This is a genomic window from Massilia sp. LXY-6, assembly GCF_051233485.1.
Taxonomy (GTDB): domain Bacteria; phylum Pseudomonadota; class Gammaproteobacteria; order Burkholderiales; family Burkholderiaceae_D; genus Telluria.
In genome coordinates, this window is record NZ_JBKFGF010000012.1 from 1 (window position 1) to 23,220 (window position 23,220).

A 23,220-nucleotide genomic window follows, 5' to 3' on the forward strand; every position below is an offset into this window, starting at 1 on the left:
GCCGGAAGGCCGCGCGATGGGGAAGCGGGCGCTAACGGCGGCCGCGGAACAGCTGGGGCAGCAGGGCGGCCAGGCGCGCGCGTTCGTCGCCCTGGGCACGGTGCAGAGCCTGTTGCGGGCCGTGCAGGAATTTCGCGGTAAGACCCTTCGACAGCGCCTCCAGCACCGCGTCGGCGTCCTCACCCTTGGCCAGCAGGCGGCGTGCGCGTTCCAGCTCGGCCAGGCGCAGGCTTTCGCTGGACTCGTGCAGGTCGCGGATCACCGGCACCACGGCGCGGTCGCCGACCCAGTGCATGAAGGATTGCACGCGGGTCTCGATGATGGCTTCGGCCTGGGCCACCGCCGCCTGGCGGTGCTCGACGCCGGTGCGCACCACGTCGGCGAGGTCGTCGACCGTGTACAGGAACACGTCGTCGAGCTTGCCGACTTCGGGTTCGATGTCGCGCGGGACCGCCAGGTCGACCATGAACATCGGGCGGTGGCGGCGCGCCTTGATCGCGCGCTCGACCAGGCCCTTGCCGATCAGCGGCAGGGTCGAGGCGGTCGAGGAGATCACGATGTCGAACTGCGGCAGCAGCTCGGGCAGGTCGGCCAGGCGGATCGCGCGGCCGGCAAAGCGCGCGGCCAGGCTCTCGCCGCGCTCGAGGGTGCGGTTGGCGATCGTGATCGATTTCGGGTTATGGGCCGCGAAGTGGGTGGCGCACAGCTCGATCATCTCGCCGGCGCCGATGAACAGCACGTTCTGCGTGCCGACCGAGTCGAAAATCCGCTCCGACAGGCGCACCGCGGCGGCGGCCATCGACACGCTGTGGGCGCCGATCTCGGTGGTGCTGCGCACTTCCTTCGCCACCGCGAAGCTACGCTGGAACAGCTGGTGCAGGTAGGTGCCCAGGCCGCCGGCTTCGTCGGCGACGCGCACCGCATCCTTCAGCTGGCCCAGGATCTGCGCCTCGCCGAGCACCATCGAATCCAGGCCGGAAGCGACGCGGAAGGCATGGCGCACGGCGTCATGCTGGGGCAGCATGTACAGGTGCGGCCGCAGTTCGGAAAAATTCAGCTGGTGGTAGTCGGCCAGGAAGCGCGCGGAAGCGTCGAGCGGGTCGGAGACGTCGCTGGCGGCGTACATCTCGGTGCGGTTGCAGGTCGAGAGGAGGGCCGCTTCGTGTTCGCCGCCGCTGCTCGCTTGCGGGTCCAGGCGCGCAAACCAGCCGCGCGCCGCCTGCACCGCCGATCCGAGGTGCTCAGGCGCCAACGCCAGTTGCTCGCGCAGCGAGACCGGTGCGGTGGTGTGATTCAGGCCGACGGCGAGCAGTTGCATGGGTGGTCAAATTTTGGGCAGCGCACCCATTATACCCCTTTGACGAGAGGGTTTCACGCCCCCAGCTTTTCCAGCCGGTAGCCGTAGCTGTACACCGGCACCAGGCGGAAACCGTTCTCCGGACGCAGGCGCAGTTTGTTGCGCACGCGCGAGACGTGGGTGTCCATGGTGCGCGAGGGCACGGCGGTTTCACGCACCCAGATCGACTCGTGGATGTAGGCGCGCGACAGCGGACGGCCGAGGTTGCGGAAGAACAGCAGCGCCAGGTTGAATTCCTTGTGCGTGACGTCGATCGGCTCGCCAGCCATGGTCAGACGGCCCGGGCGGGTTTCGAAGGTGTAGGGACCGAACTGCAGCTGCTCGGCGCCGTTCTGCGACGGATAGGCCCGGCGCAGCAGGGCCTGCACCCGCGCCACCAGTTCGCCGCGGCGCAGCGGCTTGACCAGGTAGTCGTCGGCACCGGCGGTCACGCCGGACACGATGTCGTCTTCGGAAGCGCTGCCGGCCAGGAACATGGTCGGGGTGTTCGGCGCCAATTTTTCCTTGGCGCGGCGCAGCAGTTCGGCGCCCGGCACGTCGCTGACCTGCCAGTCCATGATCAGCAGGTCGGTGCTGTCCTTGCGCAGTTGTCCCAGCAGTTCCTTGCCGTTGTCGAAGGCCTGGCACTGGTGCCCGGCGCCAGACAGTACCTGACAGATCAATTCGGCTTGGGAAGTATCGTTATCCAGTACTGCAATTCTCATGATGACACGGTCTCGACGAGTGGGACTACAACTTATGTTGCTGTAGGAGCACTCCTACAACTTATTACCGAATATAGCAGACTTTTTAAAATCATAGCTACATATGCTTCACATAAATTTACATTTTCGTTGGGGAATAACGTCAAAGCCGTGACGGCTCGTCAATACGATCGGGCTACACTGTCCTTACGAAAGCAAACCGGGGAAGGTGATGTTGAAAAAAATCTTCAAGAAAAAGACACACGGCGAGGCACACGGCACCGCGGTGGCGCTGTTGCCGATGTCGAACGACGACATCGGACGCGTGCGCGAGCGTTGCCGAATGCTGGTGCGCAAGCGCGCGGCGATTTCCGCGGGTATCTCGGCGGTGCCGATCCCCGGCATCGACATGGTGTCGGACCTGGCCAGCTTCGCCTCGATGGTCGAGAGCATCAACAAGGATTTCGGCCTGACGCCCGCGCAGATCGAAGCGCTGCAACCGCACATGCGGATCGCGACCTACCAGGCGATGGCGGCGCTGGGCGGCACCCTGGTCGGCAAAATCGTGACCAGGGAACTGGTGCTGAAACTGTTACAGAAGTCGGGCGCCAAGCTGGCGGCCAAGTCGGCCACGAAGATCGTGCCGCTGGCCGGACAGATCGCCTCCGCGGCGATCGGGTTCGCGCTGTTCCGGCAGATGGGCTACCAGCACGTGGAAGCCTGCGCCAGGGTGGCGCAGGAGGTGGGGCAGAACGCGGCGGACAAGGTCCACCCGGACTGAATGCGGCCGGGCAGCGGCCGCACCTTTGGTCCGGGCGCTCAGGCGTCCGGCAGGACGACGTTGACGTCGAGCACTTCCAGGTTGCCCTGGCGGTCCAGCGAAATCTTGATGTCGTCCGCGTTGACCTTGGTGTACTTCGAAATCACCTCGATCAGTTCGCGGTGCAGGGCCGGCAGGAAATCCGGGCCGCCGCGGCCGCCGCGCTCGCGAGCGATGATGATCTGCAGCCGTTCCTTGGCCGCGGTGGCGCTTTTCTGAGTCTTCGGAAACAGGAATGAGAGCAGGGGCATGTCACTTTGCTCCGAATAAACGCTGCAACAGGCCGGGTTTTTCGTAACTGGTGAAGCGCAGCGGGATTTCTTCGCCGAGGAAGCGTCCGACGACGTCCTGGTAAGCCTGGGCCACGTCGGTTTCCTTGAAATGGATCGCCGGGTTGCCCTGGTTCGAGGCGTGCAGCACCGCTTCCGATTCCGGAATGATGCCGATCATCGGGATGCGCAGGATTTCCTGGACGTCCTGGTACGACAGCATTTCGTCGTTTTCCACGCGACGCGGCGAATAGCGCGTGATCAGGAGGTGTTCCTTGACCGGTTCGCCGCCACTCTGGGCGCGGCGCGACTTGGCCTGCAGGATGCCGAGGATGCGGTCGGAGTCGCGCACCGACGACACTTCCGGGTTGGTGACGATGATTGCCTCGTCGGCGAAGGTCAGGGCCATCAGCGCGCCGTGCTCGATACCGGCCGGCGAGTCGCAGATGATGAATTCGAAGTCCATCTTGACCAGGTCGTTGAGCACGCGCTCGACGCCGTCTTCGGTCAGGGCGTCCTTGTCGCGGGTCTGCGAGGCCGGCAGGATGAACAGGTTCTCGCAATGTTTGTCCTTGATCAGGGCCTGGGTCAGCGTCGCTTCCTTGTTCACCACGTTGATCAGGTCGTACACCACGCGGCGTTCGCAACCCATGATCAGGTCGAGGTTACGCAGGCCGACGTCGAAGTCGATGACGGCGGTCTTGTGGCCGCGCAGCGCCAGGCCGGTCGCAAAGCTCGCGCTCGAAGTGGTCTTGCCCACACCGCCCTTACCGGACGTTACAACGATAATTCTTGCCATGAAAATTAAAGGTCCTATTCAGTATCTGGTCAGTGCTGGAAAGCTCAGGCGCGACTCGCCGAACCCAGCGATGATATATCGATCCGGTCGCCCACCAAGCGGATTTGTGCCGGCTGGCGTGCCAGTTCGGCCGGGAAACCTTCGTCGAAAGTACGGTACACGCCCGCGATCGACACCAGTTCCGGCTGCATCGACAATCCGAAGATGCGCGCATCGGCATTCCCGGAGGCGCCGGCCAGCGCGCGGCCGTGCAGCGGCGCATACACGTGGATGCTGCCGTCGGCGATGATCTCGGCGCCGTTGTTCACCACCGCAGTGATGATCAGGTCGGTGCCGCGCGCGTAGATGCGCTGGCCGGCACGTACCGGGGTGTCGATGATCATGGCCTGGGCCGGCGCTGCCGGCGCCGGAGGGGGGGCCGGTGCCGGCGTGGGCGCCGGAGCAGCCGGAGTTTCCTCGTCCCGTGTGTCGGGCGCCCTGACGTCGGGCGACCGTACGCCGGCTGCCCGTATGCCGGCTGCCCGTACGCCGCTCGAGCCGTCGTCCAGGAACAGCCCGTGGCCGCGGACCACATTGTGCAGTGCGGCCGGCGCACCGCGCACGGCGACCGCGTTCAGGCGGTAATTCTTCAGCAGCGCCACCAGCGCCGGCCAATCGACGTGCGCGGCCTCGTCGGCGATGCCGGCGACGTCGATGACGGCGAATTCATCCTCGAAAAAGTCCGATACCCCTCCGGTCATCTGCTTGAGCGCGGCATCGATCGCGATCGGATCGGCCGAATGCAGGATGGTCGAAATGGCCACGACCGTGGAAATCTTGATTTCGATGGGTAAGGAAGTCGGGCTCTTGGACATAAAACGTTCTGGTTGGCACTAGCCCGAGCATTCTACTGTGAAATTTCCTTGAAAGGTAAAGGGTTTAAGCTAGATAGTAATAAGAAGCAATGAGTATTTCCATAGATAAAAAAATGAACATTAATTGGTGCTCTTCAATAACACAATTAGCTATTTTGGCAGGTTCGGTTCGTAAATTAACTGATAAGATTGATTTTGCTCAAACGAGTTATTTGCAACGCATCTAGTATTGTTGGCTTTCCGGCCAAAAGCCCACCACTCATCGGAGATTGATATGGAAGACGTCGTCATCGTGGCCGCCGGCCGCACCGCCATCGGCAAATTCGGCGGCACCCTCTCGAAAATCCCTGCCACCGAACTCGGCGCGCAGGTGATCAAACACCTGATGGCCAAGACCGGTATCGATCCGGCCTCGGTCAGCGAGGTCATCATGGGCCAAGTGCTGACCGCCGGCGCCGGCCAGAACCCGGCACGCCAGGCCGTCATCAAGGCCGGCCTGCCGGACAGCGTGCCGGCCTCGACCCTGAACGTGGTGTGCGGCAGCGGCCTGCGCGCAGTCCACCTGGCGGCCCAGGCCATCAAGTGCGGCGACGCCGAGATCGTGATCGCCGGCGGCCAGGAAAACATGAGCGCCTCGCCGCACGTGCTGAACGGCTCGCGCGACGGTTTCCGCATGGGCGACGCCAAGCTGACCGACACCATGATCGTCGACGGCCTGTGGGATGCGTACAACCAGTACCACATGGGCGTGACCGCCGAGAACGTCGCGCGCAAGTTCGAGGTCTCGCGCGCCGAGCAAGACGAATTCGCGCTGCAATCGCAAAACAAGGCCGAAGCCGCCATGAAGGCCGGCAAGTTCAAGGACGAGATCATCCCGGTCGAGATTCCTTCCAAAAAAGGCCCGACCGTCTTCGATACCGACGAGTATCCGAAGCATGGCGCGACCCTGGAAGGGCTGGCCAGCCTGCGCCCGGCCTTCAACAAGGAAGGCAGCGTGACCGCCGGCAATGCGTCCGGCCTGAACGACGGCGCCGCCGCCGTGATCCTGATGTCGGCTTCCAAGGCGCAGCAGCTGGGGCTGACCCCGATCGCGCGCATCAAGGCCTACTCGCTGTCGGGCCTGGACCCGACCATCATGGGCATGGGCCCGGTGCCGGCCGCGCGCGCCTGCCTGGAAAAGGCCGGCTGGAAGCACGAAGACGTCGACCTGATGGAAATTAACGAAGCCTTCGCGGCCCAGGCCGTCGCCGTCAACAAGCAGATGGGCTGGGACACCTCGAAGATCAACGTCAACGGCGGCGCGATCGCGCTGGGCCACCCGATCGGCGCCTCGGGCGCGCGCGTGCTGGTCACCCTGCTGCACGAAATGGTGCGCCGCGATGCGAAGAAAGGGCTGGCCAGCCTGTGCATCGGCGGCGGCATGGGCGTGGCGCTGGCAGTCGAGCGCTAAGGCCCGGCAGCAGGAAAAGTTCAAAACAACAAGCGGTTTCGACAGGTTCGTAAAACTAGGAGAAGACAAATGGCTCGAGTGGCATTAGTAACTGGTGGTATGGGTGGACTTGGCGAAGCGATCTGCATCAAGCTGGCCGCGCTGGGATATTCGGTCGTGACGACGTATTCACCGGGCAGCAAGAAGGCGGAAGGCTGGCTCGCGTCGATGAAGGAACAAGGCTACGACTTCAAGGCCTACGAGTGCGACGTGGGCGACTACGATTCGGCCCAGGCCTGCGTGGCCAAGGTCGTGCAGGAAGTCGGCCCGGTCGACGTACTGGTGAACAACGCCGGTATTACCCGCGACATGACCTTCAAGAAGATGGACAAGGTCAACTGGGATGCGGTGATCAAGACCAACCTGGATTCCGTGTTCAACATGACCAAGCCGGTCTGCGACGGCATGGTCGAGCGCGGCTGGGGCCGGATCATCAACATCTCGTCCGTCAACGGCCAGAAGGGCGCGTTCGGCCAGACCAATTACTCGGCGGCCAAGGCCGGCATCCACGGTTTCACCAAGGCGCTGGCGCTGGAAGTGGCGCGCAAGGGCGTGACCGTGAACACCATTTCTCCGGGCTATATCGGCACCAAGATGGTGACCGACATCCCGAGCGAGGTGCTGGAATCGAAGATCATTCCGCAGATTCCGATGGGCCGCCTAGGCAAGCCGGAAGAAGTGGCCGGCCTGGTCGCCTACCTGTCCTCGGACGAGGCTGCGTTCGTGACCGGCGCCAACATCGCCATCAACGGCGGCCAGCACATGCAGTAATAAGGCGTTGCTTTGCCGCTCTGAAACACCGCCTCCGGGCGGTGTTTTCTTTTGCGGGCGTCCCGGCGCCGCTTGTCGTATTCTCGTATCACCAATACGACGACGAGACAGACATGGCGATCGATACCAGGCAAGTGCAGGCGATGGTGATGCTCCCCGGCCCGCAGCGCTACGAGTACTTCATCAAGCGCGTGACCGAGACAGGCACGGTATGGAGCCTGTTCCGCCAGGGCTGGGCACTGGCGAAGAAGGACGACGGCACGCTGGTGTTTCCGCTGTGGCCGGACAGCGAATTTGCGAAAATATGTGCCGATTACGAGTGGACCGGCTACCAACCCCTGTCCTTCCCGCTGGATGAGCTGGTCGGCGGGCTGCTGCCCCAGCTCGAGCAGGACGGCATCGCGACCGGCGTGTTCTACACCCCGGGGGCGCGCGACGTGATGCCGAGCGCCGGACTGCTGCGCCGCGACCTGGACGATGAATTGAAAAACCAGAGGAACCCATGAATGCTTTGCCCCACGGCGGCCTGGCGCTGTCCAGCCTTGACGAACAGGTCCTGCAACCCGGCGTGAAGGGCTTGCCGATCGCCGCGCCGCTGCGCCAGGGCGCGATTCGAGCGCAGGGCTGGAATGTGCTGTACGGCGACACCAGCTTCCCGGTCGCGGTATTGAAGACTTCGGCACTGCGCCACAACCTGGACTGGATGCGCGCCTTTTGCGAACGCTACGCCGTCGAGCTGGCGCCGCACGGCAAGACCACCATGAGCCCCCAGCTGTTCGGCGCCCAGCTGGCCAACGGTGCCTGGGGCATCACCCTGGCGAATGCTGTGCAGGTGCAGGTGGCGTACCGCTTCGGGGTACGGCGCGTGCTGATCGCCAACCAGCTGGTGGCGCGCAGCGACGTGCGCGCCGTGCTCCAGCTGCTGCACGACGATCCGGACTTCGAGTGCTTCGTGCTGGCCGATTCACTGGCCGGGGTGGCGAGACTGGCCGAGGAAGTCGGCGCCCACGCCTTGGCGCGGCCGCTGCCGGTGCTGGTCGAACTCGGCCTGTCGGGCAAACGCGCCGGCTGCCGCACGCTTGACGAAGCGATGACGGTGGCGCGCGCCGTCGAGGGCGCACCCGGGCTGCTGCTGGCCGGCTTCGAGGGCTACGAGGGTTTGCTGGACGAGCGTAGCGCGGTCGAGGAATTCATTCGTCAACTGTGCGCGCTGGTGCTGGAAGCCGACGACGAAGGCTTGTTCGGCATGCCCGAGATCCTGGTCTCGGCCGGCGGGTCCGGCTTCTTCGACCTGGTCGCGCACGGTTTCCAGGGCTTGCACGGCCTGTCGCGGCGGCTGCGCCCCGTGCTGCGCAGCGGTTGCTATCTCACCAGCGACCACGGCATGTACCAGGTCCAGCTGCGCCGGCTCGACGAGCGCGAAGGCGTGGCGCCCGACCAGGGCCTGCGTCCGGCGCTGGAGATCTGGAGCGTGGTGCAGTCGCGCCCCGAGCCCGGCCTCGCCATCCTCACCATGGGCAAGCGGGACGCCTCGCACGATGCCGGCCTGCCGGTGCCCTTGTGGAGCCACCGCCCCGGCCCCGGCGCGCCGCGCGCGCTGCCGGCCGGCTGCGAGATCGTCAATATGAACGACCAGCACGCCTACCTGCGCCTGCCCGAAGGCGATGCGATCAGGGAAGCGCTGGCAGTTGGCGACCTGGTCGGCTGCGGCATCTCGCATCCGTGCACGACCTTCGACCGCTGGCCGCTGTTGCTGGCGGTGGACGACGATTACGCGGTGCGCGGGGCCTTGAACACCTTCTTCTGAATGGCCGGGCGGTAAGCTACAATCGGCTGTCGCTTTATAAAAACATGCCCATGCCCGCCATTCCGCCGTCGCTGTTTCCGCCCATCCTGCCCAATCGCCACGGCATGCTGGCCGTCGACGAGCTGCACTCGATCTATTGGGAAGAGGTGGGCAACCCGAACGGGATCCCGGTGATCTTCCTGCACGGCGGCCCGGGCGCCGGACTGTCGCCGCAGCACCGGCGCTTCTTCGACCCGGCGGTCTACCGCGTGATCCTGTTCGACCAGCGCGGCGCCGGCAAGTCGCTCCCGCTGGGCGAGTGGCGCAACAACACGACCCAGCTGCTGATCGCGGACATCGAACGCCTGCGCACGATGTTCGGCATCGAGCGCTGGCTGGTGTTCGGCGGTTCCTGGGGCTCGACCCTGGCGCTGGCCTACGGACAGGCGCATCCGCAGCGCTGCCTCGGCTTTGTGCTGCGCGGGATCTTCCTGTGCACGCCGGCCGAGATCGAATTCTTCCTGTACGGCGTGCAGTGGTTCTACCCCGAGCTGTACGATGACTTCATCGCCCCGATCCCGCCGGAAGAGCGCGGCGACCTGTTGACGGCCTATAGCCGCCGCCTGCTGTGCGACGATCCGCAGCAGTACTGGCCGGCCGCGCGCGCCTGGAGCCGCTTCGAGGGCCGCCGCGTGTTCCTGCTGCCGCAGGAGGAGGAGACCTCGTCCGACACCCTCGACCTGGGCGTCGGCCGGCTCGAATCGCACTATATGGCGAACGGCGGCTTCCTCGAAGCCGACCAGCTGATCCGCGACATCCAGCGTATTTCCCACCTGCCGGCGGTGATCGTGCAAGGCCGCTACGACGTGATCTGCCCGCCGCTGTCGGCCTACCGCCTGCACCAGGCCTGGCCCGGCTCGCGCCTGCGCATGATCGCGGACGCCGGTCACGGCGCGCTGGAGCACGGCATCGCGCGCGCGCTGGTCGGCGCGACCGAGCAGTTCAAGCGCTTCGGCCGCTTCGAGTAAGGAGGGCCGCATGAACATCGAGACCAAGGATATCGGCCATGTGATCCAGCTGGCGATCGCGCCGGTGTTCCTGCTGACCGGCGTGGCCACCAAGCTGACCGTGCTGATGAACAGGCTGGCGCGCATCATCGACCGCACCCGCGTGCTGAAGGGCGAGCTGCGCAAGGCGCCGAACCCGGAATACAGCGAGGAGCTGGAAGTGCTGTACACCCGCTGGCAGCTGATCAACTACGCGCTGACCGCCAGCACCGGCTGCGGCTTGCTGATCTGCGTGATCATCTCCTGCCTGTTCCTCGGCGACACGACCAACCTGCCGCTCGACCGCTACATCGCCGGCATGTTCGTGCTGGCGATGGTGGCGCTGATCGGCAGTTTCATCTTCCTGCTGCGCGAGGTATTCGTCTCGTTCCGCTACATGCGCATGCACCTGCACGACCTGCCGGCGCAGCCCCCACACTAGAAAGTCCTGAATTTATGCACGACTACCAACGTCCTCCCACCCTGCATCGCTACGGTCTGCGCTCCGAACTGGAGCAGGCGCTCTCCGCCGGCCAGTTCCGGCTGCTGCCGGCGAACGGCTTCCTGAGCCTGTCGTTCTCACAGGCCTGGGACAAGCAGCTGTTCACCGTGCTGGGCCCGGCCGACGCCTGCCTGGTCATCCACAACACCGAGGAGTTCGGCGAGCGCCTGCACCGCGCGGTCCAGCGCACGCTGCCCAACTGGGCCGGCATCGACGGCCCGGTCGAATACGGCGTGCGCTCGCGCCTGGGCCTGGCCTTCAGCAAGACCGCGGCAGAGGCCCGCGAAAAGGAGTGGAAATTCGCCTGGCGCTCGATGTCGCCCCAGGCCAGCCTGAACCCGGTCATGGTGCGCATCGGCAGCATCGAGCAGTTTGCGGAGATCCGTTCGCCGGAGAGCTATCCGGTTTAAGAAGCATCGATAAACCTACTGCGCGTCGCCTGGCCGGCCTGCGATGCTCGCCGTACCGAAGTACGGCTGCGCTTCTCGGCCACCCAGGCTTCCGCTCGCTACGGTTTCTCGATGCTTCTTTTAGTGCCACAACTCCAAGAAAAACCGGTGTAATGCGGGGCACCATGAATGCACCTGCCCCCACCACCGCCTACCCGCACCTGCTGTCGCCGCTCGACCTCGGTTTCACCACGCTGAAGAACCGCGTGATCATGGGCTCGATGCACACCGGGCTCGAAGACCGCTTCTACCACTACGGCAAGCTGGCGGCCTTCTACCGCGAGCGGGCGCGCGGCGGCGTCGGATTGATCGTCACCGGGGGCATCTCGCCGAACCGCGAGGGGTGGCTGCTGCCTTTCGGCGGCACGCTGAATGTCATCGGCGACGTCCCCAACCACCGCCGCGTCACCCGCGCCGTGCACGAGGAGGGCGGCAAGATCGTGCTGCAGATCCTGCACGCGGGCCGCTACGGCTACCAGCCGCTGGTGGTTTCCAGCTCGAACCAGAAGTCGCCGATCTCCCCGTTCCGTCCGCGCGCGCTGACGGAGAGCGGGATCGAATCGACCATCGAGGCCTATGTGCGCTGCGCCAAGCTGGCGAAACAGGCCGGCTACGACGGCGTCGAGGTGATGGGCAGCGAAGGTTACCTGCTGAACCAGTTCCTGTGCGCGCGCACCAACCGTCGCCAGGACCGTTGGGGAGGCCCGATCGAGAACCGCATGCGCCTGCCCGTCGAGGTGGTGCGCCGCATCCGCGCAGCGCTCAAGCACGACTTCATCATCATGTACCGCCATTCGGTGCTCGACCTGGTCGACGGCGGCAATACCTGGGACGAGGTGGTCGCGGCCGCCCAGGCGCTGGAACAGGCCGGCACGACCATCCTGAACACCGGGTACGGCTGGCACGAGGCGAGGGTGCCGACCATCGTCACCTCGGTGCCGCGCGCGGCGTTTGCCGAGGTGGCGGGACGGCTGCGCCAGGCGGTGAACATTCCGGTGGTGGCGTCGAACCGCATCAACATGCCGATTGATGCGGAAAACCTGCTGGCGCGCGGCGACGCCGACCTGGTGTCGATGGCGCGGCCCTTCCTGGCCGACCCGGAGTGGGTCGCCAAGGCGGAAAGCGGGCGCAGCGACGAGATCAACACCTGCATCGCCTGCAACCAGGCCTGCCTCGACCACACCTTCTCGAACAAGCGCGCCACTTGCCTGGTGAACCCGCGCGCCTGCCACGAGACGGAACTGGTGGTTCGCCCGGCGCGGCGGCGTCGTCGCGTCGCGGTGGTGGGCGCCGGCCCGGCCGGGCTGTCGGCGGCGACCGTGGCGGCCGAGCGCGGCCACGAGGTGACGCTGTTCGATGCGGCCGACAGCATCGGCGGGCAGTTCAGGGTCGCCATGCGCATTCCCGGCAAGGAGGAATTCGCGGAGACCATCCGCTACTTCGGGCGCAAGCTCGAGCTCACCGGAGTCGAGCTGCGCCTCGGCCGGCGCGTCACGCGCGACGAACTGGTCGCCGCCGGCTACGACGAGGTGATCGTGGCCACCGGCGTCAGCGTGCGCATGCCGCGCATCGACGGCATTGACCATCCGAAGGTGCTGTCCTACCTGGACGTGCTGCGCGGGCGCGCGCCGGTGGGCAAGCGGGTGGCGATCGTCGGCGCCGGCGGGATCGGCTTCGACACCGCGGAGTTCCTGCTGCACGATCCGCTCGAACCGCTGCCGGTGCCGGTGGCGAAGTGGATGGGCGAGTGGGGCGTCGATCCGCGGGTCGCCACGCCGGGCGGCCTGGCCGAGGCGCACCAGCCGGCGCCGCCGCGCAGCATCTGGCTCCTGCAGCGCAAGACCACGCGTCCGGGCGCGGGGCTCGGTAAAACCTCGGGCTGGGTGCACCGCGCCACGCTGGCGCGCAAGGGCGTGGTGATGATGGCGGGCGTGCAGTACGACCGCATCGACGACGCCGGCCTGCACATCACAGTGGGCGGCGAACAGAAGCTCCTGGAAGTGGACAACGTCGTCATTTGCGCCGGCCAGGACAGCCTGGCCGAGCTGATGCCGCCCGAGGGAACGCGGGGCGGGCCGCGCTTCCACAAGATCGGCGGCGCTGCGCTGGCCGCCGAGCTGGACGCGAAGCGGGCGATCCGCGAGGGGACGGAACTGGCGGCCGCCCTGTAGTGGACATGAACGGCGTCTCGATGGCCTATCTGTTGCTGCTGTTCGTCGGCGCTGAGCGGATCTTTTGCGCCCGCTCGGTCGTGCTGCGGATGCAGCCGGCCACGTTCAGGATGCTGGTCGATGGCTCGATCGTGAGCTCCGGCCTGGCCCTGCTGTGGGAGGCGGCCGGCTACCATCGTTAATCGATCACGCCTCAGTCCTGTCCGGCGCCGCTACTGCCTTTCTTGCTCTTCTTGCTCGCATAATCCGACGGCTTCTGCTCGCTCTGCATCGAACCCGATGCGCTCGCCTGCTTCTGCTCCATGCCGCCGTAGCCCGACTGGCGCGAAGCGTTCATGCGGTCTTCCTCACCGCGCGCCTGCATGCGCTGGGCGCTCTGGCGGGCGCTCCAGCCGGCCTGCTGGGCACCGCCGCCACCGCGCTGGCTGCCGACGTTCTGCTCGCCGGCACTGCCGCCCTGCAGCGATCCGCGCGAGCGCAGGGCCGCCCCCTGCTGTTCGATGTTCGCCGACTGGACGTTGGCGCCGCCCGGCGCCACCCAGCCCGGCGCCCGCGGCTGCTGGCTACCGTTCGCGACGGGGACGGTTTTTTCCTTGGCGATACCGCGTGCGCGGACGCTATCAGGTCCTTTTTGCTTGGTCATTTGATCCTCCTCAGGTGCTGCGCATGTTGATGCGCTGACAGGGAGATCATGCGCGCAGGGAAGGGCGTATTCCAGAGGAATCGGGAGCGCACCTTTGTAGGACTGGAACTACCAATATTCCCGATGGAACGATGAATCTTGGTTACTGATGAGCTTGCTGGTGTGGTGCGTCAACTTGGGCCCCCGCCTTCGCGGGGGCGACGGATCAGGCGCGGGGCGGCGTCCTTACTTTTTGCGCACTACCACGCAGCCGATCGAGTAGCCGGCGCCGAACGAGCAGATCACGCCGTTGGCGCCGCTCGGCAGGTCGTCCTGGTAGCTGTGGAAGGCGATGATCGAACCGGCCGAGGAGGTGTTGGCGTAGGTGTCGAGGATCACCGGCGCTTCTTCGGGCGTGGCGTCGCGGCCCAGCAGCAGGCGCACGATCAGCTGGTTCATGTTCAGGTTGGCCTGGTGCAGCCAGAAGCGCGAGATGTCCTCGATCTTCAGGCCGGCGCCTTCGACCGTGTTGCGGATCGTCTCGGCAGCCATCGGGCACACTTCCTTGAACACCTTGCGCCCCTGCTGGCGGAACAGTTTATCGGGCTGGCCGATGCCGGCTTCGTCGAAGCGGTTCATGAAGCCGAAGTTGTTGCGGATGTTGTTCGAGAACTTGGTCTTCAGTTTGGAGTCCAGGATCTCGAACTGGTGTTCGCCGGTGGCGGTCTCAAGCGCCTCGATGATTATCGCGGTGCAGGCGTCGCCGAAGATGAAGTGGCTGTCGCGGTCGCGGAAGTTCAGGTGGGCGCTGGTGATTTCCGGGTCCAGCACCAGCACCGCGCGCGCCTGGCCGGTCTGCACGGCGGCGGCCGCGGTCTGGATCGCGAAGGTCGCCGACGAGCAGGCCACGTTCATGTCGAAGCCGAAGCCGTCGATGCCCAGCGCGTCCTGCACCTCGACCGCCATCGCCGGGTAGGCGCGCTGCATGTTGCTGGCGGCGACCAGCACCATGTCGATATCGGCCGGGGTGCGGTTCGCGCGCGCCAGCGCCTGGCGCGCGGCGACGACGCAGATCTCGGCCTGCAGCGACAGTTCCTCGTCGGCGCGTTCCTTGATGCGCGGGGTCATGTGCTTCGGGTCGAGGATGCCGGTCTTTTCCATCACGTAGCGCGACTTGATGCCGGACGCTTTCTCGATGAAGGCGCTGCTGGACGGCTCGAGGGCGGTGACTTCGCCGGCCGCGATCTTGTGCGCGTTCTCGGCGTTGAACAATTCGACGTAAGCGTTAAAGGCCGTCACCAGCTCGTCGTTGGAGATCGAGTTCGGTGGCGTGAACAGGCCGGTGCCGCTGATGACGACAGGTTTCATGATTGGCTTTCTAAGATGGTACGGGAGGAAACCCCGGAGAATCTGCCGATTCTACACAATCGTACAGACCGTGAAAACGCCCGGATCAATGCGCCTGCTGGGCCAGCGGCCCGGCGCTGTCGGCGCTGCCGGCGCGCCTGGACAGCTGCACCGGCAGGCCCTGCAGGTGGCACAGCGCCTGGGCCAGCTGGAAGTCGGTGGCGCTGCCGAATTCGAGCGGCTTGCGGTGGCGTTCCGCGGCCAGGATCCGCATCTGCTGGTTGATGTCGTCCTTGCGCGTCGCTTCCTCGTGGTCGCGGTCATTCGAGAGGTGGCGCTGCAGGTCGGCTTCGCGCATGCGCAGCGCATTCATGCCGTCGCCGTCGGCGTTCTCGTCGACCGGGAAGTCGGGCACCACGCCGCGCGCCTGGATCGAGCGCCCGCTCGGCGTGTAGTAGCGCGCCGTGGTCAGCTTCACCGCCGTCTCGTTGGCCATCGGGCGGATGGTCTGGACCGAGCCCTTGCCGAAGGTCGGGCTGCCGACGATCGCCGCGCGCTTGTAGTCCTGCAGCGCGCCGGCCACGATTTCCGAGGCCGAGGCCGAGCCGGTATTCACCAGCACCACCATCGGAATGGTCTTGAACAGGTCCGGCAGGTCTTTCAGAGGGTCGTCGCTGCGGCCGAGCATGTAGTGCTCGGGGCGGCCGTAGAAATGCGCCTTCGACTCCTCGAGCTGGCCGTTGGTCCAGACGATCTCGGCGCCGGCCGGCAGGAAGGCGGCGGCGGTGCCGATCGCGCCCTGCAGCAGGCCGCCGGGGTCGTTGCGCAGGTCCAGCACCAGGCCTTTCAGCCCGGGTTCCGCGCGCGCCAGCGCCGCCAGCTTGGCTGCCAAGTCGTGCACGGTCGGCTCCTGGAACTGCGAGATGCGCACCCAGGCGTAGCCGGCGCCGTTGGACATGACGATCTTGCCCTTCACGCTCTTTTGCACGATCTCGTCGCGCACGATCGGGATCTCCAGCGGCGCCGCTGCGCCCTGGCGCACGATGGTCAGCACGACTTTGGTGTGCGGCTCGCCGCGCATGTGCTTGATGGCCTCGTCGAGTTCCATGTCCTTGACCGCCGCGCCGTCGATGCGCGAAATCAGGTCGCCGGCCTGGATGCCGGCGCGCGCGGCCGGCGAATCCTCGATCGGGGCGACGATCTTCACATAGCCCTCGTCGCTCTGGCCGATCTCGATGCCAAGGCCGACGAAGCGGCCTTCGGTGCCTTCGCGCAGCTCGCGGTAAGCCTTGCGGTCCAGCCAGGCGGAATGCGGGTCGAGCGCGGCCACCATGCCGGCCGTGGCCTGGGTCAGCAGCTTGCGGTCTTCGACCGGTTCGACGTAATCCGATTTGATCAGCTTGTAGACGCCGGCCAGTTGGCGCAGGCCGTCGATGGGCATGCCGTTGTCGACCGGCTTCTGGGCCAGCGCCGAAAATTGCATCGTGACCGCGACGCCGAGGATGGCGCCCAAGGTGAGGAGGGCGGAATGTTTGAGTTTCGAGCCCATGTGCTGTCGGTCCTTCGCTAACGTTATGCCTGAGCGCAGTGGAGTATACCCGTCCCGCGCCCGCAACGGCCGCCCGGGTCCGGCTGGTGTGAATATTCACGGTGATATAATGGCCCGTTCACGTGCATATGTTGCTTATTTGAAATGAAGAAAGTCCTCATTCTCGGCGTCAACGGCTTTATCGGCCACCACCTGTCCAAGCGCATCCTGGAGACCACCAACTGGGAAGTCTACGGCATGGACATGAATTCGGAGCGCATCAGCGAGCTGCTCGACCATCCTCGCATGCACTTCTTCGAAGGCGACATCACGATCAACACCGAATGGGTCGAATACCACGTCAAGAAGTGCGACGTGATCCTGCCGCTGGTGGCGATCGCCACGCCCTCGACCTATGTCCAGGCACCGCTGCGCGTGTTCGAACTCGACTTCGAAGCCAACCTGCCGATCGTGCGCTCGGCCGCCAAGTATAAAAAACACCTGGTGTTCCCGTCGACCTCGGAAGTCTACGGCATGTGCCACGACGACGAGTTCGATCCGGAGAACTCGGAACTGGTCTACGGCCCGATCAATAAGCCGCGCTGGATCTACGCCTGCTCGAAGCAGCTGATGGACCGCGTGATCTGGGGTTACGGCATGGAAGGCCTGAACTTCACCCTGTTCCGCCCGTTCAACTGGGTCGGCGCCGGACTGGACTCGATCCATACCCCGAAGGAAGGGTCGTCGCGCGTGCTGACCCAGTTCCTGGGCCACATCGTGCGCGGCGAACCGATCCAGCTGGTCGACGGCGGCGCGCAGAAGCGCTCCTTCACCTATGTCGACGACGGCATCGAAGCGCTCATGAAGATCATCGAGAACAAGGACGGCAAGGCGACCGGCAAGATCTACAACATCGGTAACCCGTCGAACAACTACTCGATCCGCGAACTGGCCCACATGATGCTGGAGCTGGCGGCCGACTACCCGGAATACCGCGAGACCGCCAAGCAGGTCAAGCTGGTCGAGACCAGCTCGGGCGCCTACTACGGCACCGGCTACCAGGACGTGCAGAACCGCGTGCCGAAGATCGAGAACACGGTCTCGGAACTGGGCTGGACCCCGCAGGTGGACATGCGCGACGCGCTGGCCAAGATCTTCGACTCCTACAAGGACAAGCTGGTCGATGCGAAGGACCTGATTCCGGAGCGCCGCCAGCAGCAGCGCGACTGATCCGTCGTTCGCACGCTTCCAGGACCGCCATGCCGCGCAAGCGCATGGCGGTTTTTTCTTGACGACTTCAAACGACTTGTAAATCCGTGTAAGCCTCTTGCCGGTGGCCGGTAAGTAATTGTAAGAGTCCACATGAGGGGGAGAGCCCGAGCCTATAGTCGTTATCAGTTTTTCTCTCTCTCTCCACTCTTGAAGTGGTCTTTACCCACGGTAGCCCCGTGGGTTTTTTTATGCCCAGGAGCTTTATAGAATGTTAATGCGCATGACTACCCGGATGCCCGTGCGCCTCACCCGCGCCTGCCTGCTTGCCTTCGCCCTCGGAACCGCGGGACCGATCCTGGCAGTCCCCTTGATGGACATGCGTGCCGAGGACTTGGTGCCGATGGCCTCCGAGTTCAAGAAGGCGCTGAACCTGAACGCCAACCAGCAGACCCTGTGGCAGCAGGTCGAGAGCCGTTCGCGCACCGTGCTGCGCGAGCGCCAGCACCGCCGCGACGCGCTGCAGGAGCGGGCCAAGGCCTTGCTGGCCAGGCCGGACGTCGAACTGCGCGAGCTGAGCGCCCTGGTCGGAGCGGAAAGCGCCGCCACGACCCAGGAAGACAAGCAGCTGCGCGAACTGTGGCTGGGCCTGAACGATGCCCTCGACGACACCCAGCGGCGCCAGGTCGCGACCCTGGTGAACGAGCAGTTGATGCGGGTGGTGCCGGAAGGACGTCCCGCCGGCGAACATGGCGGCGGAAGGGGCAGTGAACGCGGCGGTGAGCGCGGCGGCCGCGGGATGGGCGGTCACGGACGTGGCATCAATATCGGCGGCTAGATTATTGATCCTCAGTCAATAATGTAAATAAATACGGGAAGCGTCGGCGGTGGCGTCGATACTTTGTTGCTTTTTTGACGAAACTGCTTGCTCACCATGTATCGTAAAGTAACAACGGCCACCTGATCGACAATTTGCCTATGCTTAACGGCTAGAATTTGATTTAACCGGATGGCAACAGTCCGGGCAACCGATAATAACGACGAGCATGAGCAAACTGATCCCGATGGCCTGCCTGGCGTTGCTGGGCACGGCGGGACACGCATGGGCCCTTCCCCAAAGCAGTGACCAGGCGGCTGCCGCCACCGACCCCAACTCCCGCTCCACCGCTGCCCCGGCGGCGCCGACGATCCAGCAAGGCGTAGCGCAAGTGCGCGTCAGCGGCGCGCGCGCCGACGACACCGAGGCACGCCGCATCTCGACCGCCGCCAAGATGGTGTTCGGCCGCGAGGAGCTCGACCGCAACGGCGACACCAGCGTCAGCGAAGTCCTGAAACGCCTGCCCGGCGTGACCCTCGGCGGCGCGCCGGGACGCGGCGGCGGCGGGGTGCGCATGCGCGGCATGGGCAATGGCTATACCCAGATGCTGGTCAACGGCGAGCGCCCGCCGCCGGGGTTCTCGCTGGAGTCGCTGTCGCCCGACCAGGTCGAGCGCATCGAGGTGATCCGCGGTCCGGTGGCCGAGCACAGCACCCAGGCCATCGCCGGCACCATCAACATCATCCTGAGAGAGGGGTATCAACAGAAAGATATCCAGCTGCGCCTGGCCGACAACATCGAGCAGGGCCGGCACGGCGCGAACCTCGGGCTGACGATGCCCGGCAAGGTGGGCAGCCTGAGCTGGATGATGACCGGTGCGCTGATGCAGAACCGTCCGCATAACGAGAGCGACACGGTCAACCTCAGCACCCGCAAGGACGGCACGGTGGAGCGCCGCCAGCAGATCCATGACGAAGGCGAAGGCGTCTTCGACGGCATCTTCCTGTCGCCGCGCTTCTCGTACAAATTCGCGAACAGCGACACGCTGACCTTCCAGCCCTTCCTGGCCAGTAACCGCAGCCGCAACGGCGCCGACAGCCGGCTGGATCAGCCCATAGGAACTGTCGCGCCTGAATATGCGCACCAGCGCTCGGACGCGCATTCGCACTCGACCTTCCTGCGCGGCTTCGGCAACTGGCTGCATCGCTTTGATGCCGGTGCGCGCCTGGACGTGAAGTTCGGCTTCACCGGCGGCAGGAACGACAGCGCTACCTTCCGCAACACCTTCGATGCCGGCGGCGGCGCGCTGCGCCGCTACGTCGACAGCGACGCCAGCCGCGACAGCGGCGTCAACACCGGCGGCAAGTACAGCCGTCCGCTCGGCCAGGGCCACCTGTTCGCGGCCGGCTGGGACCTGGAAAGCAGCCGGCGCCGGCAGGAGCACGTGGCGGCCGGCGATTCCGCGGCCCTGTTCGACGACGGCGGCGCCTCGCTGGCTGCGCAGTCGCGCCGCGTGGCCCTGTTCGTGCAGGACGAGTGGGACGTCACGCCGCAGTTCTCGACCTATCTCGGCCTGCGCTGGGAAGGCATCCGCGTCACCAGCGACGGTGGAGAGAACGGCGCCGCTGCGGATGTGAAAAACACCTCGAAGGTATGGAGCCCGGTGCTGCACGGCGTCTGGCGCATCCCCGGTCACGAGAAGGACCAGGTGCGCGGCAGCGTCACCCGCAGTTATAAAGCGCCGGCCCTGAACGACCTGATCGCGGTGCCGAGCATCTCGACCTACAACGACGCCACCCGCCCCGACCGCAGCGGCAACCCGCACCTGAAGCCGGAGCTGGCCACCGGCCTCGACCTGGCCTACGAACACTACCTCGGCAAGAGCGGCCTGCTGTCGGCCAGCGGTTTCGTCCGCAACATCGATGACCTGATGCGCCGCCAGACCGTGCTCGTGCAAGGTCCGGCCGGTGCGCGCTGGGTCTCCACGCCGGTCAACATCGGCAAGGCGCGGACCAGCGGCGTCGAACTGGAAGCCAAGTTCCCGCTGACCGAGCTGTGGCCGCAAGCGCCGCTGATCGAGCTGCGCTCGAACTACAGCCGCTTCTGGTCGCGCGTGGACGGCATCCCGGGGCCGAACAACCGCCTCGACCAGCAGCCGAAGCAGACCGCCAACCTGGGCCTGGATTACCGCGCGAAGGGTTTGCCGCTGACCCTGGGCGGCAGCCTGAACTGGACCCCGGAAACCCTGGTGCAGACCACGGTCAACGAGACGGCGACCACCGGCACCAAGCGCCAGTTCGACTTCTACAGTTTATGGAAGCTGAACGCCATGGCGCAGCTGCGCCTGTCGGCCAACAACCTCGACCCGCGCGTCTACGAGACCGCGCGCAGCCTCGACACCGGTCCGCTGGTGCAGAGCGCCGCGACGCAGGCCCGTACCTACACGACTTTCGGCATTCGCTATGAAATGAAACTGTAGTAAATGCCAGACAAGGGCCCGGTTTCGGCAAGCCGGGCTGTGATACATTTGCCGATGGCCACAAGCCGTTCTTTTCCCTGCAACCAAGGACTTCCGCGTGAAACGATACCTTCTGAGCACCCTGACCCTGTCCATGATCGCCGCCTTCGCCGGCGCCGCGGACAATGTTCATTCCGCTGCCGCGGGCACGACCTCCGGCATCGAGACGCAGTACATCGACCAGGGCGTGCGCGTCCAGGACGATTTCTTCGGCCACCTGAACGGCAAGTGGCTGCAGACGACGGAAATCCCGTCGGACCGCACGAGCTGGGGCACCTTCATGAAACTGCGCGACGATACCCAGGCGCAGATCCGCGGCATCGTCGAAGCGGACCAGAAGAAGCCGGGCAAGAAGGCCGGCAGCGACGAGCAGAAGATCGGCGACCTGTACACCAGCTTCATGGACGAGCAGAAGCTCGAGGTCCTCGGTACCAGGCCGCTGGCCGGCGAGCTGCAGCGCATCCGCGCGCTGAAGGACAAGAAAGGCGTGCCGGCCCTGGTCGCGCACCTGTCGCAGATCGGTGTCGCCACCCCGTACGGCATCGGCGTGGCCCAGGATGCCAAGGAATCGACCAAGTACGCGACCTACATCCGCCAGGGCGGCCTGGGTCTGCCGGACCGCGACTATTATTTGAAGATGGATGACAAGCGCATGGCCGGCATCAAGGCCAAGTACGAGCAGCACGTCACCAACATGCTGAGCCTGGCCGGCGACAAGGATGCCACCGCCAAGGCCAAGGCCATCGTTGCGTTCGAGACCAAGCTGGCCGAAGTGCAGTGGAACCGCGTCGAGCTGCGCGACCCGAACAAGAGCTATAACAAGATGAGCGTGGACGAGCTGTCCAAGCTGGCCCCCGACTACGACTGGAAGGCCGCGCTGGGCGCCGCCGGCATCGGCAACAAGGCGAGCTACGTGATCGTCGGCCAGCCGAGCTACATCACCGGCTTCAACGAGGTGCTGGGCAAGACCGACCTCGATACCCTGAAAGCCTACTTCCAGTGGCAGGTGCTGCGCGAATACGCGCCTTACCTGTCGAAGGCCTTCGTCGACGAGCGCTTCGATTTCTACGGCAAGACCCTGTCGGGCGTGAAGGAAATGGAACCGCGCTGGAAGCGTGGCGTCGGCACCGTCGAAGGCGCGCTGGGCGAAGCCCTGGGCCGCGAATACACCGCCCAGTACTTCCCGCCGGAGCGCAAGGCCCGCATGGAAGAGCTGGTGAAGAACGTGCTGGCCGCCTACAAGGAATCGATCGACCACCTCGACTGGATGGGCCCGGAGACCAAGAAGGAAGCCCAGGCCAAGCTGGCCAAGTTCAATCCGAAGATCGGCTACCCGAACAAGTGGCGCGACTACTCGAAGCTGGCGATCAAGAAGGATGACCTGGTCGGCAACGTGATGCGCACCGCGACCTTCGCCTACAACCGCAACATCAACAAGCTGGGCAAGCCGATCGACCGCGAAGAATGGGGCATGACGCCGCAGACCATCAACGCGTACTACAACTCGCGCCTCAACGAAATCGTGTTCCCGGCCGCGATCCTGCAGCCTCCGTTCTTCAACGCGCAGGCCGACGACGCCGTCAACTACGGCGCGATCGGCGCCGTGATCGGCCACGAAATCGGCCACGGCTTCGACGACAAGGGCAGCCAGTCGGACGGCGACGGCAACCTGCGCAACTGGTGGACCGCGGAAGACCAAGCCCGCTTCAAGGCCAAGACCGACATGCTGGTCAAGCAATACGACGCCTTCGAGCCGGTGCCGGGCTACCACGTGAACGGCGCTCTGACCCTGGGCGAGAACATCGGCGACAACTCGGGTCTCGCGATCGCCTATAAAGCCTACAAGATCTCGCTGCACGGCCAGCCGGCCCCGGTCATCGACGGCCTGACCGGCGACCAGCGCTTCTTCATGGGCTTCGGCCAGGTGTGGCGCTCGAAGATGCGCGACGAAGCGCAGATCAATCAGGTGAAGACCGACCCGCACTCGCCGGGCCAGTTCCGCGCCAACGGCACCCTGCGCAACCAAGCCGCCTTCTATGAAGCCTTTGGCGTGAAGGAAGGCGACAAGATGTACCTGAAGCCGGAAGACCGCGTCACGATCTGGTAATACCAAGCGCCACGCATGTAGACTGATGAACGGAGCGGCGGCGATCCCGCCGCCCCCCATCAACCCATAACAAACC

22 protein-coding genes are annotated in these 23,220 nt (G+C 65.2%); 14 read left to right on the forward strand and 8 right to left on the reverse strand.

The genetic code is table 11. From position 1 onward, the window contains the following. Positions 1-31: 31 nt before the first annotated feature. A complete protein-coding gene (gene hemA, locus ACI48D_RS06730) occupies positions 32-1,318 on the reverse strand; it encodes a glutamyl-tRNA reductase (protein WP_435570449.1) in 1,287 nt (428 codons plus the stop codon). A 53-nt stretch (positions 1,319-1,371) separates the two neighbouring features. Further along, the gene (locus ACI48D_RS06735; protein WP_435570450.1) at positions 1,372-2,061 is read right to left on the reverse strand and encodes a response regulator transcription factor; all 690 of its coding nucleotides are present in this window, start codon (positions 2,059-2,061) and stop codon (positions 1,372-1,374) included. Positions 2,062-2,272: 211 nt separating this feature from the next. Between ACI48D_RS06735 and ACI48D_RS06740 the strand changes: the two genes are divergently transcribed. Beyond that, on the forward strand, positions 2,273-2,821 hold the full coding sequence (locus ACI48D_RS06740) for a hypothetical protein (RefSeq protein WP_435570451.1): 549 nt from the start codon (positions 2,273-2,275) through the stop codon (positions 2,819-2,821). A 38-nt stretch (positions 2,822-2,859) separates the two neighbouring features. On the opposite strand, the gene minE is transcribed toward ACI48D_RS06740, so the two are convergent. The 3 genes from minE to minC are packed head-to-tail and all read right to left on the reverse strand — an operon-like array spanning position 2,860 to position 4,782. Further along, positions 2,860-3,111 carry a cell division topological specificity factor MinE gene (gene minE / locus ACI48D_RS06745; RefSeq protein WP_435570452.1) on the reverse strand — a complete coding sequence of 84 codons (252 nt, stop codon included), beginning with the start codon at positions 3,109-3,111 and terminating at the stop codon, positions 2,860-2,862. A gap of 1 nt (position 3,112) precedes the next feature. Further along, positions 3,113-3,928, reverse strand: a complete 816-nt coding sequence (gene minD / locus ACI48D_RS06750) for a septum site-determining protein MinD (protein WP_435570453.1) — start codon at positions 3,926-3,928, stop codon at positions 3,113-3,115. A gap of 44 nt (positions 3,929-3,972) precedes the next feature. After that, positions 3,973-4,782, reverse strand: coding sequence for a septum site-determining protein MinC (gene minC, locus ACI48D_RS06755; RefSeq protein WP_435570454.1), 810 nt, complete (start codon positions 4,780-4,782; stop codon positions 3,973-3,975). Positions 4,783-5,056: 274 nt separating this feature from the next. On the opposite strand from minC, the gene ACI48D_RS06760 reads away from it, so the two are divergent. The 9 genes from ACI48D_RS06760 to ACI48D_RS06800 all read left to right on the forward strand — a co-directional run bounded on the left by ACI48D_RS06760 (position 5,057) and on the right by ACI48D_RS06800 (position 13,178). After that, the gene (locus tag ACI48D_RS06760; RefSeq protein ID WP_435570455.1) at positions 5,057-6,232 is read left to right on the forward strand and encodes an acetyl-CoA C-acetyltransferase; all 1,176 of its coding nucleotides are present in this window, start codon (positions 5,057-5,059) and stop codon (positions 6,230-6,232) included. A 69-nt stretch (positions 6,233-6,301) separates the two neighbouring features. After that, entirely contained in the window at positions 6,302-7,042 is a 741-nt protein-coding gene (locus tag ACI48D_RS06765) for a beta-ketoacyl-ACP reductase (RefSeq protein WP_435570456.1), read from the forward strand. Positions 7,043-7,155: 113 nt separating this feature from the next. After that, on the forward strand, positions 7,156-7,548 hold the full coding sequence (locus ACI48D_RS06770; RefSeq protein WP_435570457.1) for a DUF2750 domain-containing protein: 393 nt from the start codon (positions 7,156-7,158) through the stop codon (positions 7,546-7,548). Further along, positions 7,545-8,849 carry an amino acid deaminase gene (locus ACI48D_RS06775; protein WP_435570458.1) on the forward strand — a complete coding sequence of 435 codons (1,305 nt, stop codon included), beginning with the start codon at positions 7,545-7,547 and terminating at the stop codon, positions 8,847-8,849. Before ACI48D_RS06770 ends, ACI48D_RS06775 begins: the two co-directional genes overlap by 4 nt. Before the next feature lie 50 nt (positions 8,850-8,899). Next, the gene (gene pip / locus ACI48D_RS06780; protein ID WP_435570459.1) at positions 8,900-9,856 is read left to right on the forward strand and encodes a prolyl aminopeptidase; all 957 of its coding nucleotides are present in this window, start codon (positions 8,900-8,902) and stop codon (positions 9,854-9,856) included. 10 nt (positions 9,857-9,866) lie between these two features. Beyond that, complete coding sequence (locus tag ACI48D_RS06785; protein ID WP_435570460.1) at positions 9,867-10,316, forward strand: DUF2721 domain-containing protein; 450 nt, start codon at positions 9,867-9,869, stop codon at positions 10,314-10,316. A 14-nt stretch (positions 10,317-10,330) separates the two neighbouring features. After that, entirely contained in the window at positions 10,331-10,786 is a 456-nt protein-coding gene (locus ACI48D_RS06790; protein WP_435570461.1) for a hypothetical protein, read from the forward strand. Between the two features lie 164 nt (positions 10,787-10,950). Beyond that, positions 10,951-12,996 (forward strand): FAD-dependent oxidoreductase, encoded by a 2,046-nt coding sequence (locus ACI48D_RS06795; RefSeq protein ID WP_435570462.1) that lies wholly within the window; start codon positions 10,951-10,953, stop codon positions 12,994-12,996. Between the two features lie 5 nt (positions 12,997-13,001). Further along, positions 13,002-13,178, forward strand: a complete 177-nt coding sequence (locus ACI48D_RS06800; protein ID WP_435570463.1) for a hypothetical protein — start codon at positions 13,002-13,004, stop codon at positions 13,176-13,178. 11 nt (positions 13,179-13,189) lie between these two features. Here ACI48D_RS06800 and ACI48D_RS06805 read toward each other — a convergent pair whose 3' ends face one another. From ACI48D_RS06805 to ACI48D_RS06815, 3 genes are all read right to left on the reverse strand, one after another. Beyond that, positions 13,190-13,639 carry a hypothetical protein gene (locus tag ACI48D_RS06805; RefSeq protein WP_435570464.1) on the reverse strand — a complete coding sequence of 150 codons (450 nt, stop codon included), beginning with the start codon at positions 13,637-13,639 and terminating at the stop codon, positions 13,190-13,192. 225 nt (positions 13,640-13,864) lie between these two features. After that, positions 13,865-14,986, reverse strand: coding sequence for a beta-ketoacyl-ACP synthase III (locus ACI48D_RS06810; protein WP_435570465.1), 1,122 nt, complete (start codon positions 14,984-14,986; stop codon positions 13,865-13,867). 85 nt (positions 14,987-15,071) lie between these two features. After that, a complete protein-coding gene (locus ACI48D_RS06815) occupies positions 15,072-16,514 on the reverse strand; it encodes a S41 family peptidase (RefSeq protein ID WP_435570466.1) in 1,443 nt (480 codons plus the stop codon). 144 nt (positions 16,515-16,658) lie between these two features. Between ACI48D_RS06815 and ACI48D_RS06820 the strand changes: the two genes are divergently transcribed. The 4 genes from ACI48D_RS06820 to ACI48D_RS06835 all read left to right on the forward strand — a co-directional run bounded on the left by ACI48D_RS06820 (position 16,659) and on the right by ACI48D_RS06835 (position 23,144). Continuing rightward, the gene (locus tag ACI48D_RS06820) at positions 16,659-17,723 is read left to right on the forward strand and encodes a bifunctional UDP-4-keto-pentose/UDP-xylose synthase (RefSeq protein WP_435570467.1); all 1,065 of its coding nucleotides are present in this window, start codon (positions 16,659-16,661) and stop codon (positions 17,721-17,723) included. Between the two features lie 256 nt (positions 17,724-17,979). Then, positions 17,980-18,540, forward strand: a complete 561-nt coding sequence (locus ACI48D_RS06825; protein WP_435570468.1) for a hypothetical protein — start codon at positions 17,980-17,982, stop codon at positions 18,538-18,540. A 208-nt stretch (positions 18,541-18,748) separates the two neighbouring features. Beyond that, positions 18,749-20,998, forward strand: a complete 2,250-nt coding sequence (locus ACI48D_RS06830; RefSeq protein WP_435570469.1) for a TonB-dependent receptor plug domain-containing protein — start codon at positions 18,749-18,751, stop codon at positions 20,996-20,998. Positions 20,999-21,095: 97 nt separating this feature from the next. After that, positions 21,096-23,144 (forward strand): M13 family metallopeptidase, encoded by a 2,049-nt coding sequence (locus ACI48D_RS06835; RefSeq protein ID WP_435570470.1) that lies wholly within the window; start codon positions 21,096-21,098, stop codon positions 23,142-23,144. Positions 23,145-23,220: the final 76 nt, after the last annotated feature.

Coding starts and splice junctions, on each gene's coding strand:
- hemA (WP_435570449.1), bottom strand. CDS start 1,318: ATGCAACTGCTCGCCGTCGGCCTGAATCACACCACCGCACCGGTCTCG.
- ACI48D_RS06735 (WP_435570450.1), bottom strand. CDS start 2,061: ATGAGAATTGCAGTACTGGATAACGATACTTCCCAAGCCGAATTGATC.
- ACI48D_RS06740 (WP_435570451.1), top strand. CDS start 2,273: ATGTTGAAAAAAATCTTCAAGAAAAAGACACACGGCGAGGCACACGGC.
- minE (WP_435570452.1), bottom strand. CDS start 3,111: ATGCCCCTGCTCTCATTCCTGTTTCCGAAGACTCAGAAAAGCGCCACC.
- minD (WP_435570453.1), bottom strand. CDS start 3,928: ATGGCAAGAATTATCGTTGTAACGTCCGGTAAGGGCGGTGTGGGCAAG.
- minC (WP_435570454.1), bottom strand. CDS start 4,782: ATGTCCAAGAGCCCGACTTCCTTACCCATCGAAATCAAGATTTCCACG.
- ACI48D_RS06760 (WP_435570455.1), top strand. CDS start 5,057: ATGGAAGACGTCGTCATCGTGGCCGCCGGCCGCACCGCCATCGGCAAA.
- ACI48D_RS06765 (WP_435570456.1), top strand. CDS start 6,302: ATGGCTCGAGTGGCATTAGTAACTGGTGGTATGGGTGGACTTGGCGAA.
- ACI48D_RS06770 (WP_435570457.1), top strand. CDS start 7,156: ATGGCGATCGATACCAGGCAAGTGCAGGCGATGGTGATGCTCCCCGGC.
- ACI48D_RS06775 (WP_435570458.1), top strand. CDS start 7,545: ATGAATGCTTTGCCCCACGGCGGCCTGGCGCTGTCCAGCCTTGACGAA.
- pip (WP_435570459.1), top strand. CDS start 8,900: ATGCCCGCCATTCCGCCGTCGCTGTTTCCGCCCATCCTGCCCAATCGC.
- ACI48D_RS06785 (WP_435570460.1), top strand. CDS start 9,867: ATGAACATCGAGACCAAGGATATCGGCCATGTGATCCAGCTGGCGATC.
- ACI48D_RS06790 (WP_435570461.1), top strand. CDS start 10,331: ATGCACGACTACCAACGTCCTCCCACCCTGCATCGCTACGGTCTGCGC.
- ACI48D_RS06795 (WP_435570462.1), top strand. CDS start 10,951: ATGAATGCACCTGCCCCCACCACCGCCTACCCGCACCTGCTGTCGCCG.
- ACI48D_RS06800 (WP_435570463.1), top strand. CDS start 13,002: ATGAACGGCGTCTCGATGGCCTATCTGTTGCTGCTGTTCGTCGGCGCT.
- ACI48D_RS06805 (WP_435570464.1), bottom strand. CDS start 13,639: ATGACCAAGCAAAAAGGACCTGATAGCGTCCGCGCACGCGGTATCGCC.
- ACI48D_RS06810 (WP_435570465.1), bottom strand. CDS start 14,986: ATGAAACCTGTCGTCATCAGCGGCACCGGCCTGTTCACGCCACCGAAC.
- ACI48D_RS06815 (WP_435570466.1), bottom strand. CDS start 16,514: ATGGGCTCGAAACTCAAACATTCCGCCCTCCTCACCTTGGGCGCCATC.
- ACI48D_RS06820 (WP_435570467.1), top strand. CDS start 16,659: ATGAAGAAAGTCCTCATTCTCGGCGTCAACGGCTTTATCGGCCACCAC.
- ACI48D_RS06825 (WP_435570468.1), top strand. CDS start 17,980: ATGCGCATGACTACCCGGATGCCCGTGCGCCTCACCCGCGCCTGCCTG.
- ACI48D_RS06830 (WP_435570469.1), top strand. CDS start 18,749: ATGAGCAAACTGATCCCGATGGCCTGCCTGGCGTTGCTGGGCACGGCG.